The organism is Cribrihabitans marinus, from assembly GCF_900109035.1.
Lineage (GTDB): Bacteria > Pseudomonadota > Alphaproteobacteria > Rhodobacterales > Rhodobacteraceae > Cribrihabitans > Cribrihabitans marinus.
Map to the genome: position 1 here is coordinate 284,606 of NZ_FNYD01000003.1, position 15,763 is coordinate 300,368.

The window sequence follows — 15,763 nt, forward strand, 5'->3', positions numbered from 1 at the left end:
GCACAAAAACCGGCACGGTGGTTGCGCTAACATTGGACAATGCTGGCTGGCTTGCAGTATGGACGGGTCATGGTGTTTCGCGTCATTCCCGTCGACCCGTTCGACCTGGTGATCTTCGGCGGGTCGGGCGACCTGGCGCGGCGCAAGATCCTGCCGGCGCTGTTCCGCAGGTTCCGCGCCGGACAGATGCCGCGCGGGGCGCGCATTGTCGGGGCCGGGCGGCGCGACCTGGGCCGGGACGGCTATCGCGCGGTGGTGGTCGAGGCGTTGCGGGACCATGCGGGCGAGGCGGCGCAGGACAAGGCTGCGCTTGGCGAGTTCCTTGACGCGGTGGATTACGCGACGCTCGATGCCGCCGGCACGCGCGGCTGGGACGGGTTGGCGGCACGGCTCGGCCCCGACCGGGTGCGGGCGTTCTATTTCTCGGTCGGCCCCGACCTCTTCGGCCCGCTGGCCGAGCGGATCCGGCGGCATGACCTGGCCGGGCCGGAGACGCGGGTCGTGGTCGAAAAACCCTTCGGCCGCGACCTGGCGACGGCGCGGGCGCTCAACGCGACGCTGGCGGCCTATTTCGAAGAGGGGCAGATCTATCGCATCGACCATTACCTGGGCAAGGAGACGGTGCAGAACCTGATGGCCGTGCGCTTCGGCAACATGCTGTTCGAGCCGCTGTGGAACAGCCAGTATGTCGATCACATCCAGATCACCGTGGCCGAGACCGTGGGCGTCGGCGGGCGCGGCGAATATTACGATCATGCCGGGGCCATGCGCGACATGATGCAGAATCACCTGATGCAGCTGCTCTGCCTGATCGCGATGGAACCGCCGGCCAAGTTCGACCCCGACGCGGTGCGCGACGAGAAGCTCAAGGTGATCCGCGCGCTGGACCCGGTTCTGCCGCACCATATCGTGCGCGGCCAGTATGACGCCGCAACCGGCGCGCCCGGCTATCGCGAGGAGGCCGGCGATCCGCGCTCGACCACCGAGAGCTATGTGGCGCTGCGTGCGCATGTCAGCAACTGGCGGTGGGCGGGCACGCCATTCTACCTGCGCACGGGCAAGCGGCTGGTGGCGCGCTCGTCGGTCATCAACGTGATGTTCAAGGACGCGCCGCATTCGATCTTCGGCGCCGAGGCGGGACGCCATGCCAACGTGCTGTCGATCCGGCTTCAGCCGAACGAGGGCATCACCCTCAAGGTCACGATCAAGGAGCCGGGGCCGGGCGGGATGCGGCTGGTGGACGTGCCGCTGGACATGAGCTTTGCCGAGGCGCTGGGGCCCGACAGCCACGAGGCCACGGATGCCTATGAGCGACTGATCATGGACGTGATCCGGGGCAACCAGACCCTGTTCATGCGCGATGACGAGGTCGAGGCCGCCTGGGCCTGGACCGACCCGGTAATCGCCGGCTGGCAGGGGCGCGGCGATGTCCCCAAGCCCTATGAGAGTTTCAGCACCGGACCGGGCGACGCCGAGCTGCTGATGAAACGCGACGGTCGCCGCTGGCAGGGAATCAAGCCATGAAGATTATCGAGTATGCCGACCGCGAGATGATGGCCATCGACGTGGCCAACGTGCTGGCCGGAGAGATCGAGGCCACGCTGCTGACCCATGACACCGCCTCGCTTGCGGTGCCGGGGGGAACCACGCCGGGGCCGGTCTTCGACGGGCTGTGCGCCGCCGACCTGGAATGGGACCGGGTGCATGTGCTGCCCACCGACGAACGTTGCGTGCCCGAGGATCACGAGCGCTCGAACGCGCGGCTCATCAAGGAGCGGCTGCTGGTCAACCGGGCCTCGAACGCGCGGTTCATGCCGCTCTACTATCCGGTGGACGACCCCGAGGAATGCCGGCCCGAGATCCAGACCATGCTGTCGCCGGAACTGCCCCTGTCGGTGCTGCTGCTGGGAATGGGCGACGACATGCACACCGCCTCGCTCTTTGCCGGTATGCCGGGGCTGGATGCTGCGCTGGGCGACGGTGCGCCGATCCTGGCTGTGGCGCGGCCCGAGACACAGCCCGAGGCGCGCATCACCCTGACCGCCCGGATCCTCGACGGGGCGATGTCGAAACACCTGCTGATCCAGGGCCAGTCTAAGCGCGACGCGCTGGAGCGCGCGCGCGGACTGCCGCCCGAGGAAGCCCCCATTGCCGCCGTGCTCGACGATTTGACCGTGCACTGGGCGGAATAGGAGAGACGCCATGTTCGAGACCCTCACACGGCTGCGGGACGCAGTGCGCGACCGCCGCATCACCGATCTTTTCGCCAAAGATCCCGACCGCGCCGCCCGGTTCACTTTGCAGACCGGCGACATGCGGCTGGACTGTTCCAAGACGCAGCTCGACGACGAGATCCGCGCGGCCCTGGTTGCCCTGTGTGACGCCTCGGACCTGGCCGGGCGGCGCGCGGCGATGTTCTCGGGGCAGGCGATCAACGAGACCGAGGGCCGGGCCGTGCTGCACACGGCGCTGCGCAATCTCGATGGCGGGCCGGTGACGGTCGAGGGGCGTGATGTCATGCCCGGCGTGCTGGACACGCTGGACCGGATGCGCCGCTTCAGCGACGGGCTGCGCGAGGGACGGATCGCCGGTGCCGGCGGGCCGATCACGGATGTCGTCAATATCGGCATCGGCGGCTCGGACCTGGGGCCGGCGATGGCGGTGCTGGCGCTGGCGCCCTGGCATGACGGGCCGCGCTGTCACTTCGTTTCGAACGTTGACGGGGCGCATATCGCCGACACGCTGCGCGGGCTCGACCCGACGCGGACGCTGGTGATCGTGGCCTCCAAGACCTTCACCACCATCGAGACGATGACCAATGCGCGCACCGCGCGGGCCTGGATGTCCGAGGGCGGCGGCGATCCGGCCCGGCAATTCGCCGCCCTCTCGACCGCGCAGGACAAGACAGGCGCCTTCGGCATTCCCGCCGATCACGTGTTCGGCTTCGACGACTGGGTCGGCGGGCGCTACTCGATGTGGGGGCCGATCGGCCTGTCGCTGATGATCGCCGTCGGGCCGCGGGCCTTCGACGCCTTCCTGCGCGGCGGGCAGGCGATGGACACCCATTTCCAAGCGGCGGAGTGGCACGAGAACATGCCGGTCATGCTGGCGCTTGTGGGGATCTGGCACCACCAGGTCTGTGGTTATCCCACCCGCGCGGTGCTGCCCTATGACCAGCGCCTGCTGCGCCTGCCGGCCTATTTCCAGCAGCTCGAGATGGAATCGAACGGCAAGCGCGTGGCGATGGACGGGCACACGCTCGAAATCGTATCGGGTCCGGTGGTCTGGGGCGAGCCCGGCACCAACGGGCAGCACGCCTTCTACCAGCTGATCCACCAGGGCACCACGCCCGTGCCCTGCGAATTCATGCTGGCCGCCGAGGGGCACGAGCCCGACCTGGCCCATCACCACCGCCTTCTGGTCGCCAATTGCCTGGCCCAGTCCGAGGCGCTGATGCGCGGCCGGTCGCTGGACGAGGCGCGCAAGAAGCTGCGCGGTGCGTTCCAGGGCGACGAGCTGGAGCGCCAGGCGCGGCACCGGGTGTTTCCGGGCAACCGCCCCTCGACAACGCTGGTCTATCCCAAGCTCACGCCCTTCGTGCTGGGCCAGATCATCGCGCTCTATGAACACCGGGTGTTCGTCGAGGGGGTGATCCTGGGCATCAATTCCTATGACCAGTGGGGCGTCGAGCTGGGCAAGGAGCTGGCGACATCGCTGGGTCCGGTCGTCGACGGCGAGCGCGATGCCTCGGACAAGGACGGCTCGACCGCGGCGCTGGTGGATTACGTGCTGCGCAACCGTGGCTAGGCGGGCTGCGCCCCGTCGCGCTCGCGGAACTCGGCCACAAGCGCCTCGGGCAGCGGATAGCGCCCGGACCCGTCGGGCAGGAGCGTGACCATCACGCCCGTCATCCTGGCCCGAAGGCTGCCGCCGGACCACAGCTGGTGCTCCATCACGAAGGAGGTGGTGCGATAGCCGGTCACCCGCACGGTGACGACGTAATCCTCGTCCATCACCATCTCCTGGACATAGTGGATATCGGCGTTGCGGATGACCATGCGCGGGGCCGGGCGACCCTCGTAATGATGCGCGCAGAGCTGCTTGAAATACGCCACCCGCACGGTTTCGAACCACTCCAGGTAGGCCTTGTTGTTGACGTGGTTGAGCGCGTCCAGCTCGGCAAAGCGGACGCGGTCGGCCACGGCAAAAGGCTGCGGGTGGTCCAGCCCCAGCTGGCGTTGCTGGGCGTCGGTGAGCGGAGTGTGATAGGGCAGGGTCATGGCCGGTCTGCTACGCCGCGCCGGGGCGGGCCGCAACCGGATTGTTGTCAAGCCACCCCAAGATCGCCAGAGTGGTCTTCGGAGCAGGCGCTAAAGCGCCGTGAGACATCGCAAATGGTGCGCATCGCAGGGCGGCCGCGCCGGACCGGAAGGGAGACGCCCGATGCTGGGTCAGATGATGGCGCAACCGCTGCTGATCTCGTCGTTGATCCGCCATGCGGCGCAATACCACGGCCAGACCGGGCTCTGGTCGGTCGAGACCGATGGCTCGACAACCGAGACGACCTGGGGCGGGGTGGCGGCCAATTCGGCCCGTGTGGCCTCGGCTCTGACCGCGCTGGACCTGCCGCCACAGGCGCGCATCGCCACGATCGCCTGGAACAACCGCCGGCACCTTGAGCTCTATTTCGGCGTCTCGGGGGCCGGGTTCGTCCTGCACACCGTCAACCCGCGGCTCTTCCCCGAGCAGCTGGTCTATATCCTCAACCATGCCGAAGACCGGGTGCTGTTCATCGACGCGACCTTCGTGCCGCTGGTCGCCGCCCTGCGCGACCAGTTCGAGACCGTCGAGCATGTGGTCCTGATGGGCCCCGCCGATACCGAAGCCGCGGCCCAGATCCCTGGGCTGAAATCCTATGACGACCTCATCTCGGGCGGCGATCCGGGATTCGACTGGCCGGAGTTCGACGAGAACACCGCCTCGAGCCTGTGTTACACATCGGGCACGACCGGCAATCCCAAGGGCGTGCTTTATTCGCACCGCACGACGCTTCTGCACAGTTTTGCGTCGAACACCCGCGACGTGATCGGCTATTCGGCGCGCGACGTGGTGCTGCCGGTGGTGCCGATGTTCCACGTCAATGCCTGGGGCTCGCCCTATGCCTGCGCGATGGCGGGCGCGCAGATGGTGCTGCCCGGCCCGGACCTGAGCGGCGCGGCGCTGACCGGGCTGATCGGGCGCTACGAGGTGACCCTGGCGATGGGCGTGCCGACGATCTGGCAGGGCCTTTTGCATCACGCGCGCAGCGCCGAGGTGCGGCTGGACAGCCTGCAGCGCACGGTGATCGGCGGCTCGGCCTGTCCGCCCTCGATGATCGCCGAGTTCCGCGACCGGCATGGCGTCGAGACGATCCATGCCTGGGGGATGACTGAAATGAGCCCGCTGGGCACAACCAACACGCCGCTGGCCAAGCATGCCGCGCTGGACGAGGAGGCGCGCCACCGCCTGCGCGAGAGCCAGGGCAGGCCGCCCTTCGGCGTGGAGATGAAGATCGTCGGGGATGACGGCGCCGAGCTGCCCGCCGACGGTGCCACCCAGGGCGACCTGCTGGTGCGCGGGCTCTGGGTGCTCGACAGCTATTTCCATCGGCAGGACGAGGAGATGCTGCGCGACGGCTGGTTCCCGACCGGCGATGTGGCGACGCTGGATCCCGATGGCTACATGACGATCCGCGACCGGTCCAAGGACATCATCAAGTCGGGCGGCGAATGGATCAGCTCGGTCGAGCTGGAGAATATCGCCGTGGGGCATCCGCAGCTGGCCGATGCGGCGGTGGTCGGCGTGCCGCATCGGAAATGGGATGAGCGCCCGGTCCTGGTGGCCGTGCCCGAGGATGGCGAGACCCCGGCCGAGGCCGAGCTGCTGGCCTTCTTCGAGGACCGGATCGCGCATTGGCAGATCCCCGACCGGGTGGTGTTCATCGACACCCTGCCGCGCAATGCCACCGGCAAGGTGCTCAAGCGGTCGCTGCGCGAGCAGTTCCGCGACCTGCTTCAGCCGGCCGGCTGAGCCGGACGCCGAGAGCGGATGGCAGCGGACAGCGATATCGCCCGGGCGGCCGAGGCCGTTGCAAGCGGGCAGGGCGGCCGCAACCCGGCGGTGCATCTTCTGTCGCTGAGCATGACCAAGGTGGCCGATGGGCTGATCCAGCCCAAGCTGGTGCTGACCTGGCTGCTGACCGCGCTGGGCGCACCCGGCTACCTGATCGGGGCGCTTGTGCCGGTGCGCGAGGCCGGGGCGCTGCTGCCGCAGGTGGCGCTGGCGGGACGGATCCAGGCCAGCGACCGGCGCCGGGTCTACTGGTCGCTTGGCGCGTTCTTCCAGGGCGTTGCGGCCTTTGCCATCGCGGTCGCGGTCCTGACCCTTGAGGGCGCGGCCGCCGGATGGGCGGTGCTGGCGGCGCTCGGCTGCCTGGCGGTCGCGCGCTCGGCCTGTTCGGTCAGCTACAAGGACGTTCTGGCCCGCACCGTCGAGACCGGGCTGCGCGGACGCCTCACCGGGGCGGCGGCCACGATCTCGGCGGCGCTGGTCTTTGCCTATGCCGCGCTTCTTGGCCTGGGCGTGATCCCGCGCGAGCCGGGCGTTCTGGCCGTTGCCATCGCCGGCGCCGGCCTGTTGTGGCTGGTGGCCTCGATGCTGTTTCTCACGCTGGACGAGCCACGGCGCCCGGACGGGGCGCCGGACGAGATGTCCGGGCTGTCCTTGTCGGAAATGGTCGCCCCGCTGCGCGAGGATCGCGAGTTCCGCCACTATATCGCGGTTCGGGCACTGTTCATCTCCACCGCACTGGCGCCGACCTTCCTGGTCATGCTGACCGGACAGGGCGATGGCGACACGCTGGGCAACCTGGGCACGATGATGGTCGCCGCCTCGCTGGCGGCGATCCTGTCGGGCTTTGTCTGGGGGTGGCTGTCGGACCGGTCCAGCCGCAAGGTGCTGATCCTGGCCGGGTCGATCTCGGCCGTGGCGCTGGCTGCGGCGGCGGGCTGGGCCCTGGTCCAGGACGGCCCCATAGGCTCGGTCGCCGCCGCCGGGGTCATCTTCGTCGCGCAGTTGGGCTATGAGGGTGTCCGGGCCGGCCGCAAGCTGCACCTGACCGACATGGACACCGGCGACCGCAAGGTGGCCTATACCGCGGTTTCCAACACGATGATCGGCGTACTTCTGATGGCGGGCGGCCTGTTCGGGCTGGCTGCCGACCTGATCGGCCCCGCGCTCGTGCTTGCCATGCTGGCCGGGCTCAGCGCCCTGGGCGCGGTCGCGGCAGTGACCCTGTCCGAGGTTCAGCGGGACGCGGACGGATAGATCGATCGGGGAGGGACTGGAGCGGGTGAAGGGAATCGAACCCTCGTCTTAAGCTTGGGAAGCTCCTGCTCTACCATTGAGCTACACCCGCAACGACAGACTGGATATCCGACGACACGGGCCTGTTCAACAGCAATTGTCGTGCCGGCCGCGGTCCGGTCAGAAACTCATGCCGATCCCGACGGAATACCCGTCATAGCCGTCGCCGAAGGCATAGGACACCATCAGGCGGGCCCGCGAGAGATAGGCGATGCCGGTATTCCGCGTGCCGATTTCCAGCCCCGCGCCGACGCGGCCCAGCCAATCGAGATCGACCGCGTCCCCCTGGTCTCCGGGAAGCACGGACAGGCTGGCCTGATAGACGGATCTGACCGGCGAATCCCACGTCTGCACGTGGCCCAGCGGCATCCGGAGCCGGCCCCAGGCGGTCACGGCCGAGGCCTGTGCGGTCGGGTTGAAATCCGGTGAGCTGTCCAGGGTCACGAACCGCATGTCGGTGTAGCGCAGCGAGAAGTCGATCTCGCGGGCCTCGGTATAGTCCTTGTGCACCAGCATCAGCGATCCGCCATATCCGCCCGCGATGATCTCGCCGCTGGTCAGGAACTCGGAGGTGCCGCCCGGATCCCCCGCCGGGGCCGCCATGCCAAGCTGGGCGTCGGCCGAGATCCGGCCCAGCGACAGGTTCAGCACGGGCCGGACCAACCACGTATCGTTGATCGGGACATCCCAACCCACACCGAAGGTGGAACTGACGGCCGTCCACCGGGCGTCGATGTCCCTGTCCCGGGCGGCGCTGTCGAGCAGGAACTCGGGCGCGTAGCGCTGATAGCCGGCAAAGCCTTCCAGGTAGAGCGGCAGGCCCTCGGCCGGGTTCAGCCCGCCGCCGATCTGTCCCGACCGCAAGGTGGCGCGCGCATCCTCGACCTGGGAGAAGGTCAGGAAGGTGGTCGAGGGGTTGGGGATGGCCACCAGCCCATAGGTGGCCAGTGCCCTCTGGGCCAGCGCCCGACCGTCCTCCTGCGCGGTGGCAGGGGCGGTTGGGCACAGCGCCGCGCCAAAGAGCAGAACGCGCAACCTGCTGTGCGATCCCAGCGCATGCCCGACTTGAAGAAGCGCCGAGAACCGCCCCCGGGGCGGAGGTCTGAACCCGGCAATCAATCGGAAAAAACCCGTCACGCGCATGATCTCGCCATGCGGGAAGCCTACGTTTCCGAGATGATCATGTCAAAAGTCAGCGTGTTTCCGCTTGGATCGGCGCCTTTGGTCATGACGACCGCGTCTACAGGGCGACGCGCGGCTGGCCCCCCGGACCTGACCGAGACCGTCGCCCGGATGGTGCGGCTCCTGCCGGGTCAGGGCTGGCTGGAGGCCGACCGCGCCGCAGGGTCTGCGCCCGCGTTCTGAGATACGGGCGGGCTCAGTCTTCGTTGGGTCGTTCCGCGCGGATCATCGCGTCGCCCGACGCGGTCAGCGCGATGCGAGTGCCCTCGTCGAACCGGACCCCGTCGATCAGTTGCAGGGCGTTGACGATCTGGCTCTCCAGGTTCATCGCGGCCACCCCGCAGACCTTCTCGGTCAGCTCGGCATCCCCGAACTCGACCGCGCCATTTTCGCCATAGCTGGCCTCGACCCCGAACCGGTTGCACCCGGCGAAACCGCCCAGGCCCTCTGGGTCGAAAACCAGAGTCGGAATCGCGCCATAGGGGATCTCGGCATCCGCAACTTCGGTGATGATCCACTTTCCCGACAGTTGTGCGGCAAGTTCTTCACCCGTCATCTCATCCATCCCGTTCTTGCCCAGGTTGCCGGCCACGGCGAGGGACACCGGCAGAAAAGCCGCCAAAATCAGCAGGATCCGAAGTCTGGCCATGGCTGCTCGCCTCTCGTTCCAACGAAAACGCATCCCGCGCGCCCGAACATAATGCGCCCATGTGGTGCCGAAAGGCAACGCCAAGCTGGACGGATGGGGTGTGATGGAGTCATGATTGAAGGCAATATTAGCCTCTGCGGAGGCACCATTTGCATTTTTGGACATACTGGAGAGTGACATGCCGCTGGACTCCGCTCGCAAGGATGAATTGAAAGCCCATCTGACTCTGGCCAAGAAGAAGGAGCTCGCCTTCGGGTTGTGCCTTGGCAAGAAGCCCGAGGGCACGGTGATCGTCTGCCACAAGAGCAAGAAGCCCGAGGCGATGATCCGCGACGCCCGCAAGATGGGCGAGACGCCCAAGGTGACCTGCGGCATGATGAAGGTCGAGGGCAAGGAACTGCATCTGACCTGCTTTGCCGACCCGCTTCCGAACCTGGCCAAGCGAACCCGCGACATGCTCAAGGCGGCGGGGATGAAATACAAGGTCAAGGTGTTCGACAAGGATGGCGGCGCGCTGGAATCCGACGGCGAGGACGAGGACGAAGACACCGGTGCCGAAACCCAGGGCGCCGGCGGGCCCGAGACGACCGAGGATCCGGTGGTCGCCGAATGGGAAGAGGCCCGTGACGAGATGGCCGCCCGGATGAAGTCGGCCGCCGAGCTGCCCGGCGGCGAAGATCTGGACAAGCTCTGGCAGATGGCACAGGGCCGCGGCGACAAGGATCCCCGCGCCGGGCTGATGGCGCTGGAGGAACTGGACCGCCGCCTGGTCGAGGCCGAGGAGAATGCCAAGCAGGCCCAGAGCGACCAGAAGAAGTGGGAGGCTTCGGTCGCCAAGATCGAACCCCTGGTCAAGGAGGTGGAAGCCATCAAGTCGCCGCCCGCCGCCAAGGCCGCCGTGGTCTGGAAATTCGCCAATGACAAGGTTAATGCCGACGTGCCGGACTATGCCGCCGGGTTCAAGGCGCTGTCGATGCTGGTCAAGCTGATCCAGGAGGCCAAGGCCGGTGCTGCCGAAATGGCGGATGCCGAGGTCGAGGAAGAAGCGACCGAGGGCGTCGAGGCCGGGCCGGGCGGTGGCAGCGGATCGACGGGAAAGACCGCCGCGCCGGATGGCGACGGCGAGAGCGGCGACACCGCGACAAAGGCGCCGGAGCCGTCCGCGCCCGAGCCGGTGGACGAGGCCGAGGCCGTCGAGACGACTGCCGAGGCGCCGGGCGCGCCGACCGATCCGGGGGCGGATGCGGGCGACAAGGAAAAGCTCGATCACGCGGATGCACAGCTGAAATACATCGACGAGTTGATCAAGCATTACATGGCGATCATCTCCGGCTCGGCCGAGACCGAGCCGGCGGCCTGGACAAAGGCCAAGTCCAAGGTTGATGCCATCCTCAAGCCGATGCGCGCCGACGAGACCAAGATCGACGTCAAGAAGATCAACGCGTCCCTGAAGGTGCTGGGCAAGCTCGCCTCCGAGATCATGGCGCTGAGCCAGCAGAAGGAGGAGTGGAAGAAGACGCTCGACATCGCAAACGTGATGCTGGTCCCGATCAAGCGCCACAAGCGCAAGGCGGCGGCCGAGATCGCGCCCAAGATCGCCGCGCTGGACGCGATCGTTGCCAAGGCGGTTGCCAAGGCCGACAAGCAGGACTTCAAGGGTGCCCACAAGGCGATCGACGGGTTCGGCAAGAAATGCGACGCGGTCGAGAAGCTGGCCGACGATTTCGCGCATTACTCTTCCGTCCACGGTCAGCGCCAGGGCGATGTGACCACGCATACCGCGTCGATGAGCGGCGAGAAGCCGGTCGAGAAGATCCAGAAGGCGATGAAGAAGCTGCTGGCCCGCGCCGAGAAGCTGGCCACTAAGGACAAGTTTGCGGACGCGGTCAAGAAGCTGGACGAGATCCCGCCGCTGGTCGACCAGTTCCGGCGGATGGAAAGGACGGTCCGCTCCTACAAATGGTGGGAAAACACCCTGAAGAACACCTTCGCCACGATCGACGCGCGTCCCGCCGACGAGCGCAAGCCGTTCCAGAAGAAGATCGACGCCTGGAAGAAGCAGTATTCCGACGGCAAGGTCTCGAAGACCAAGGATCACCGCAAGTCGCTGGCCAAATTCCAGGAGCTTGGTCGGATCGTCTATTCCAAGCCGCCGAATGTCGCGGCGGGCACGGCTGCGGTGCCGTCCTTTCTTGAAAAGGAGATGGATGCGAACAAGGCCTACATGGCCGCGCTCAAGGATTTCGACGTCCAGCACAAGGCGTTCGAGAAGCACAAGGGCCGAGCCGGAATCGAAGAGGAATTCCAGGCGATGGACGGCGACCTGACCCAGGCCAAGGCCGAGGCTGTGGCGAACAAGTTCAGCACCGCCACGGCGATCCTGGAACGGACGCGTTCGGACTGGCCGGCCTACAAGACTGCCGCCGACGAGTGCGAAGCCTATGTCACCAAGCGCGACGACGTGGCCAAGCTCATCGCCGAGCTCAAGAAGAAGCCGGCCGCGGCGGATCCGCTGGCGCAGGCCGAGGCGATGATGGCCGAGGCCGTGAAGCAGTCGCAGAACAAGGAGTTCAAGACCGCAAAGGCCACCGTCGAGGAGGCCGAGAAGCGCGCCAACGCCGCCAAGGCCGCGGCCGACGCCAAGGACGACCTGGACAAGCTCAAGGATGATGGCGCCCTGGGCAAGATCGCGGTGGATATCGACAAGGCGATCAAGGTCTATGACGACATGCGCGCCAATGTCGCCGGCAAGGACACCACCGGCAGTTTCGCGGGCGAGCTGACCCGCGCCGATGCCGAGGCGCAGAAGGCGCGCGACGAAAAGACCAATACGCCACCCGATTATGCCGAGGCGCGCAAGGCGCTGGATGCGGGGATCGCGATCCTCGAGGCGACGCTGCCCAAGGCGATGGCCGCCGGTCCCTGTGCAACACACCTGGCCGAGGCCAAGGCCCTGACGGCGGGGCTGGTCGCCACCGACAATGCCAATGACAACTGCATCAAGCCGCAGCTGGACAAGGCCAACAAGCTGATCTCGGATGCCGAGACGCTGGCCAAGACGCCCACCTTCGATTTCAAGGGCGCCGAGGACAAGCTGGTGCGCGCCCGGGCCATCGCCGAGAAAGCCACGGTCGACGTGACGCTGTGGAACCAGATCAAGACCGACAAGGCGGCAATCGCAACCGCCAAGACGAACATCTCGGGTGTTGCCGGGGCGACGGCGCTGATGGGGCCGACGATCAAGCGGCTGGATGATGCGGTCACGGCGGTCGACAACAAGGTCGCGGCCGAGGATTTCAAGGCCGCCTCGAAGCTGGCGGCCGACGCCAAGACCGCGGCGGCCAACACCGCCAAGGACCTCAAGTCGGTCAAGACCATCATCAAGGAATACAAGAAACGCTATACCGACGAGATCGCCAAGGTCACGGGGGCCGACAAGGACAAGTGGAAGAGCCAGCTGGACGAGTTGGCCAGCCGCAAGAAGAAGTATGAAGACGCGCTGGCGGCCGGCAATTACGACGCCGCCCGCAAGACCGTCTATACGCTGGGCTGGTCCATCGACACGGCCAAGCGCATCAAGGCCGAACACGCCAAGTACGAGACCGCGCGCGCCGCGGCAGAGATGAAGGTGCGCGCCGTTCCGCTGGTCGACAACGACGACATCAAGGCCGAGGCGGCGGCGCTCAAGAAGCGTTACGACGAGGGCGTGGCGCTGTCGGATGACGAAAAGAACCTGCCGGCCGAGAAGATCATGCTGGCCCTGCCGGCCGACTGTGACGCGCTGATCGACAAGGCGCGCAAATGGTCGGCCTATGACACCTCGCTGAAGGCGGCGCAGACCAAGATCACCGAGATGGAGGGCCACAAGCAGGCCGCGGCCATCCTGCCGATGATCAACGCCCTGCGCGGCAAGCTGACCGGCGCAGTCTCGCTTGCGGGCAAGGGCGACTATGACGGCGCCAAGGCCAGCCTCGACACCATCCCGGGCGAGGCCGACAAGGCGCTTGCCACCGCCAACGAGGCCGGCGCGGTCGCCGACGAGGCGGCCGACCTCGGGGACGAGGCGCCCGACGAGAAGCTGCTGAAGAAGGCCGAGGCGCTCTATGCGAAGCTGGAATCCGACAAGGATGCGGCGGCGGCCAAGGACGACCTCAAGATCGCGCGCGAACAGCTCGATACCGCCGGCTCCAAGGTGGCGACGCCCAAGGGTGCGCAGGAGGCGCTGAAACAGGCGATGGAGGCCTGCACGCGGGCCGAGGTCTCGATCAGTCGCCAGCAGATGGTGAACACGGCCATCGCCGAGACGCGGACCGAGCTTGCCACGCTCACCAGCCATGCGGAAAAGGACTATATCAAGCCCGAGACCGACGCCATCGACGCCGAGCTGAAGTCGATCGAGAAGGACATGGCGTCCAGCGGCCCAGATGTGGTGGGCAACCGGATCCGCACCCAGAACGAGCGGTGCGCGGCGGCCAAGGTGCTGGCCGACAAGCATGCCGAATATGTCGCGCTGCGGGACAAGCCCGAGGTCAAGCCGCGGCTCAAGGTGCTGGAGGAGCACGATCACCGCTACGCGATCAAGCCCTCGATCGACACGTTCCGCAAGAAGCTCGACGAGGCCAAGCAGAAGGTCGATGGCAAGGATCCCGAAGGCGCGATCCTGCGCCTGCAGGAGGGCCAGACCATCGCCCAGGCGGCCTGGGTGCTGGCCGAGATGCGGGCCAACAACCCGCCGACGCCGGCCGAAGTGGCCAAGCTGCTCGAGGGGCCGGGCGGGGACGACCAGCTGGACGCGATGATCGACCAGCTGGAGCCGGATGCGCAGCGCAAGGTGATCGAGGTCGCCTTCGAGGCACGGTTCGGCGTCAAGCTGGAGACCTATACCGCCTCGGACGCCAAGGACAAGCCGACCACGCAGATCGTGCCCGGTTCGGGCGGGGTGCAGGATGCCAAGGAGCTCAAGCGCTTCTACGACATCATGGTCAAGCTGCCCAAGGAGCATGTCGTCGACAATGACAGCATGCGGACCTTCACCCACAGGACCGACGGCAGCGGCAGCTATTACAGCGGCACCGAGAAGAACGTGGTGATGCGCGAAGGCGACGAGGCGCTCAGCGGATCCTACGGGTTCGGCCGCGACTTCGAGGTCGGCGGTGCGGATCCCGAATGCGAGCCGGCCAATGACGAGGAGGTGACATACTTCTCGTGGAACACGCTGCACGAGGTCGGCCATGCGGTCGACGACAAGAACGGGTTCATGGACAAGAACGGCAGCGGTGCCGCCTATGGCGGCTGGACCATGCACATGCGCGACACCCATACGATCGCCAAGGCCGTCGCGCCGCATTTCAAGTATGACGAGACCTATATCGGTCAGATCCTGTCGCGCAACGCCAGCCCGCCGGTCCCGCCCAAGCCCGAGACCGAGAAATGCTCGGACGAGGAATGGGACAGCCGGCGCGTGGCCTTCGAGGCCTGGGCCAAGCTGACCGAGACCGGCAACAAGCCCTGGACGGCCAATGCCACGGCCGAGAAGCTGGCCATCGGCGGCATGGTCTACCAGGAAAGCTATGGCAACAAGTGGACCAGCTATCAGCTGGCCGCGCGCAAGAAGGGCATGACCGGATACCAGTTCCGCGCGCCCGCCGAATGGTTCGCCGAGCTCTACGCGGCCTACCACTCGGGCAAGCTGAAGCCGGCGCATCCGGCGGTGTCCTGGTTGGAAAAGCTCTGATCGGCAGACCGGAAAGGAAACGACATGTCGCTATTTCATCCCGTCAACCTGGTCTGCCCGGCCTGCAACGCGGTATTCACAATGCCGGCCGTCGGCAGCGTGAATGCCGACCGCCGCCCGGACCTGCGCGACGATATCCTGAACGACAGTTTCCAGGATACGGTGTGCGAGGCCTGCGAGGCCGAATTCCGCCTGCAGCCCGAATTCAACTATCTCGACGTGGGCCGCGGCCAGTGGATCGCCGCCATGCCGGCCGGCCGGATGCCCGACTACCTGGAGGTCGAGGACCAGGTGTCGGAGGTGTTCGAGACCTCCTATGGCAGCAAGGCGCCGAAAGCCGCGCAGGAGATCGGCGACGGGCTGACCGTGCGCCTGACCTTCGGCTGGCCGGCGGTGCGCGAGAAGATCCTGACCAGGGAGGCCGGCATCGACGACGTGGCGCTGGAGATCCTCAAGCTGGACATGCTGCGCAACATGGAGAACGCGCGGATCGGCCCCGGCAACGAGTTGCGGCTGGTGGGCGACATGGGCGCGGACCTGGCCTTTGCCTGGATCGCGTCGGACAGCGAGGAATCCACGGGCGACGAGTTTCTGGTCGCACGCTACGCCTATGATACCATCGCTTCCGATCCCGAACCCTATGCCGCGCTGCGCGAGGACCTGACGGACGGGCCTTTCGTGGACATGCAGAAGCTCTATGTCGGGCGCGGGCGCGGCGCGCCGCCGCTGCCCGAGACCGATGTGGATGCGATTCTGGAAGAGGCCGACGAGGAATAGGGCACCGGCTTCCGGCC

At 66.8% G+C, this 15,763-nt stretch carries 11 protein-coding genes and 1 tRNA gene; 8 read left to right on the plus strand and 4 right to left on the minus strand.

The window, feature by feature from the left end; genetic code table 11:
• Nucleotides 1-69: 69 nt before the first annotated feature.
• Genes zwf through pgi form a run of 3 tightly spaced genes read left to right on the plus strand, consistent with a single transcriptional unit; the run spans nucleotide 70 to nucleotide 3,807 of the window.
• Complete coding sequence (gene zwf / locus BMX57_RS06375) at nucleotides 70-1,524, plus strand: glucose-6-phosphate dehydrogenase (RefSeq protein WP_092363825.1); 1,455 nt, start codon at nucleotides 70-72, stop codon at nucleotides 1,522-1,524.
• Complete coding sequence (gene pgl, locus BMX57_RS06380) at nucleotides 1,521-2,192, plus strand: 6-phosphogluconolactonase (RefSeq protein ID WP_092363828.1); 672 nt, start codon at nucleotides 1,521-1,523, stop codon at nucleotides 2,190-2,192. The genes zwf and pgl overlap by 4 nt, the downstream gene beginning before the upstream one ends.
• 10 nt (nucleotides 2,193-2,202) lie before the next feature.
• On the plus strand, nucleotides 2,203-3,807 hold the full coding sequence (pgi, locus tag BMX57_RS06385; protein ID WP_092363831.1) for a glucose-6-phosphate isomerase: 1,605 nt from the start codon (nucleotides 2,203-2,205) through the stop codon (nucleotides 3,805-3,807).
• Here pgi and BMX57_RS06390 read toward each other — a convergent pair.
• Nucleotides 3,804-4,280 carry an acyl-CoA thioesterase gene (locus BMX57_RS06390; protein ID WP_092363834.1) on the minus strand — a complete coding sequence of 159 codons (477 nt, stop codon included), beginning with the start codon at nucleotides 4,278-4,280 and terminating at the stop codon, nucleotides 3,804-3,806. The two genes, pgi and BMX57_RS06390, sit on opposite strands and share 4 nt — an antisense overlap.
• A gap of 163 nt (nucleotides 4,281-4,443) precedes the next feature.
• Between BMX57_RS06390 and BMX57_RS06395 the strand changes: the two genes are divergently transcribed.
• Both BMX57_RS06395 and BMX57_RS06400 read left to right on the plus strand, forming a co-directional pair.
• Nucleotides 4,444-6,069, plus strand: coding sequence for a long-chain-fatty-acid--CoA ligase (locus BMX57_RS06395; protein WP_092363837.1), 1,626 nt, complete (start codon nucleotides 4,444-4,446; stop codon nucleotides 6,067-6,069).
• 18 nt (nucleotides 6,070-6,087) lie between these two features.
• Nucleotides 6,088-7,365, plus strand: a complete 1,278-nt coding sequence (locus BMX57_RS06400) for an MFS transporter (RefSeq protein WP_143057886.1) — start codon at nucleotides 6,088-6,090, stop codon at nucleotides 7,363-7,365.
• Between the two features lie 17 nt (nucleotides 7,366-7,382).
• Here the strand turns inward: BMX57_RS06400 and BMX57_RS06405 are convergent.
• Together BMX57_RS06405 and BMX57_RS06410 are read right to left on the minus strand one after the other, a co-directional pair.
• Nucleotides 7,383-7,456 (minus strand) — tRNA-Gly (locus BMX57_RS06405).
• A 68-nt stretch (nucleotides 7,457-7,524) separates the two neighbouring features.
• Entirely contained in the window at nucleotides 7,525-8,439 is a 915-nt protein-coding gene (locus BMX57_RS06410) for a hypothetical protein (protein WP_143057887.1), read from the minus strand.
• A gap of 21 nt (nucleotides 8,440-8,460) precedes the next feature.
• Between BMX57_RS06410 and BMX57_RS06415 the strand changes: the two genes are divergently transcribed.
• Complete coding sequence (locus tag BMX57_RS06415; RefSeq protein ID WP_143057888.1) at nucleotides 8,461-8,769, plus strand: hypothetical protein; 309 nt, start codon at nucleotides 8,461-8,463, stop codon at nucleotides 8,767-8,769.
• 13 nt (nucleotides 8,770-8,782) lie between these two features.
• On the opposite strand, the gene BMX57_RS20625 is transcribed toward BMX57_RS06415, so the two are convergent.
• The gene (locus BMX57_RS20625; RefSeq protein WP_177175401.1) at nucleotides 8,783-9,235 is read right to left on the minus strand and encodes an META domain-containing protein; all 453 of its coding nucleotides are present in this window, start codon (nucleotides 9,233-9,235) and stop codon (nucleotides 8,783-8,785) included.
• 178 nt (nucleotides 9,236-9,413) lie between these two features.
• Here BMX57_RS20625 and BMX57_RS20630 point away from each other — a divergent pair, with 178 nt between their 5' ends.
• Complete coding sequence (locus BMX57_RS20630) at nucleotides 9,414-14,969, plus strand: hypothetical protein (protein ID WP_177175402.1); 5,556 nt, start codon at nucleotides 9,414-9,416, stop codon at nucleotides 14,967-14,969.
• A gap of 24 nt (nucleotides 14,970-14,993) precedes the next feature.
• Nucleotides 14,994-15,746, plus strand: a complete 753-nt coding sequence (locus BMX57_RS06425) for a CpXC domain-containing protein (RefSeq protein WP_092363849.1) — start codon at nucleotides 14,994-14,996, stop codon at nucleotides 15,744-15,746.
• The last annotated feature ends 17 nt before the right edge of the window (nucleotides 15,747-15,763 follow it).

Coding starts and splice junctions, on each gene's coding strand:
- zwf (WP_092363825.1), top strand. CDS start 70: ATGGTGTTTCGCGTCATTCCCGTCGACCCGTTCGACCTGGTGATCTTC.
- pgl (WP_092363828.1), top strand. CDS start 1,521: ATGAAGATTATCGAGTATGCCGACCGCGAGATGATGGCCATCGACGTG.
- pgi (WP_092363831.1), top strand. CDS start 2,203: ATGTTCGAGACCCTCACACGGCTGCGGGACGCAGTGCGCGACCGCCGC.
- BMX57_RS06390 (WP_092363834.1), bottom strand. CDS start 4,280: ATGACCCTGCCCTATCACACTCCGCTCACCGACGCCCAGCAACGCCAG.
- BMX57_RS06395 (WP_092363837.1), top strand. CDS start 4,444: ATGCTGGGTCAGATGATGGCGCAACCGCTGCTGATCTCGTCGTTGATC.
- BMX57_RS06400 (WP_143057886.1), top strand. CDS start 6,088: ATGGCAGCGGACAGCGATATCGCCCGGGCGGCCGAGGCCGTTGCAAGC.
- BMX57_RS06415 (WP_143057888.1), top strand. CDS start 8,461: ATGCCCGACTTGAAGAAGCGCCGAGAACCGCCCCCGGGGCGGAGGTCT.
- BMX57_RS20625 (WP_177175401.1), bottom strand. CDS start 9,235: ATGGCCAGACTTCGGATCCTGCTGATTTTGGCGGCTTTTCTGCCGGTG.
- BMX57_RS20630 (WP_177175402.1), top strand. CDS start 9,414: ATGCCGCTGGACTCCGCTCGCAAGGATGAATTGAAAGCCCATCTGACT.
- BMX57_RS06425 (WP_092363849.1), top strand. CDS start 14,994: ATGTCGCTATTTCATCCCGTCAACCTGGTCTGCCCGGCCTGCAACGCG.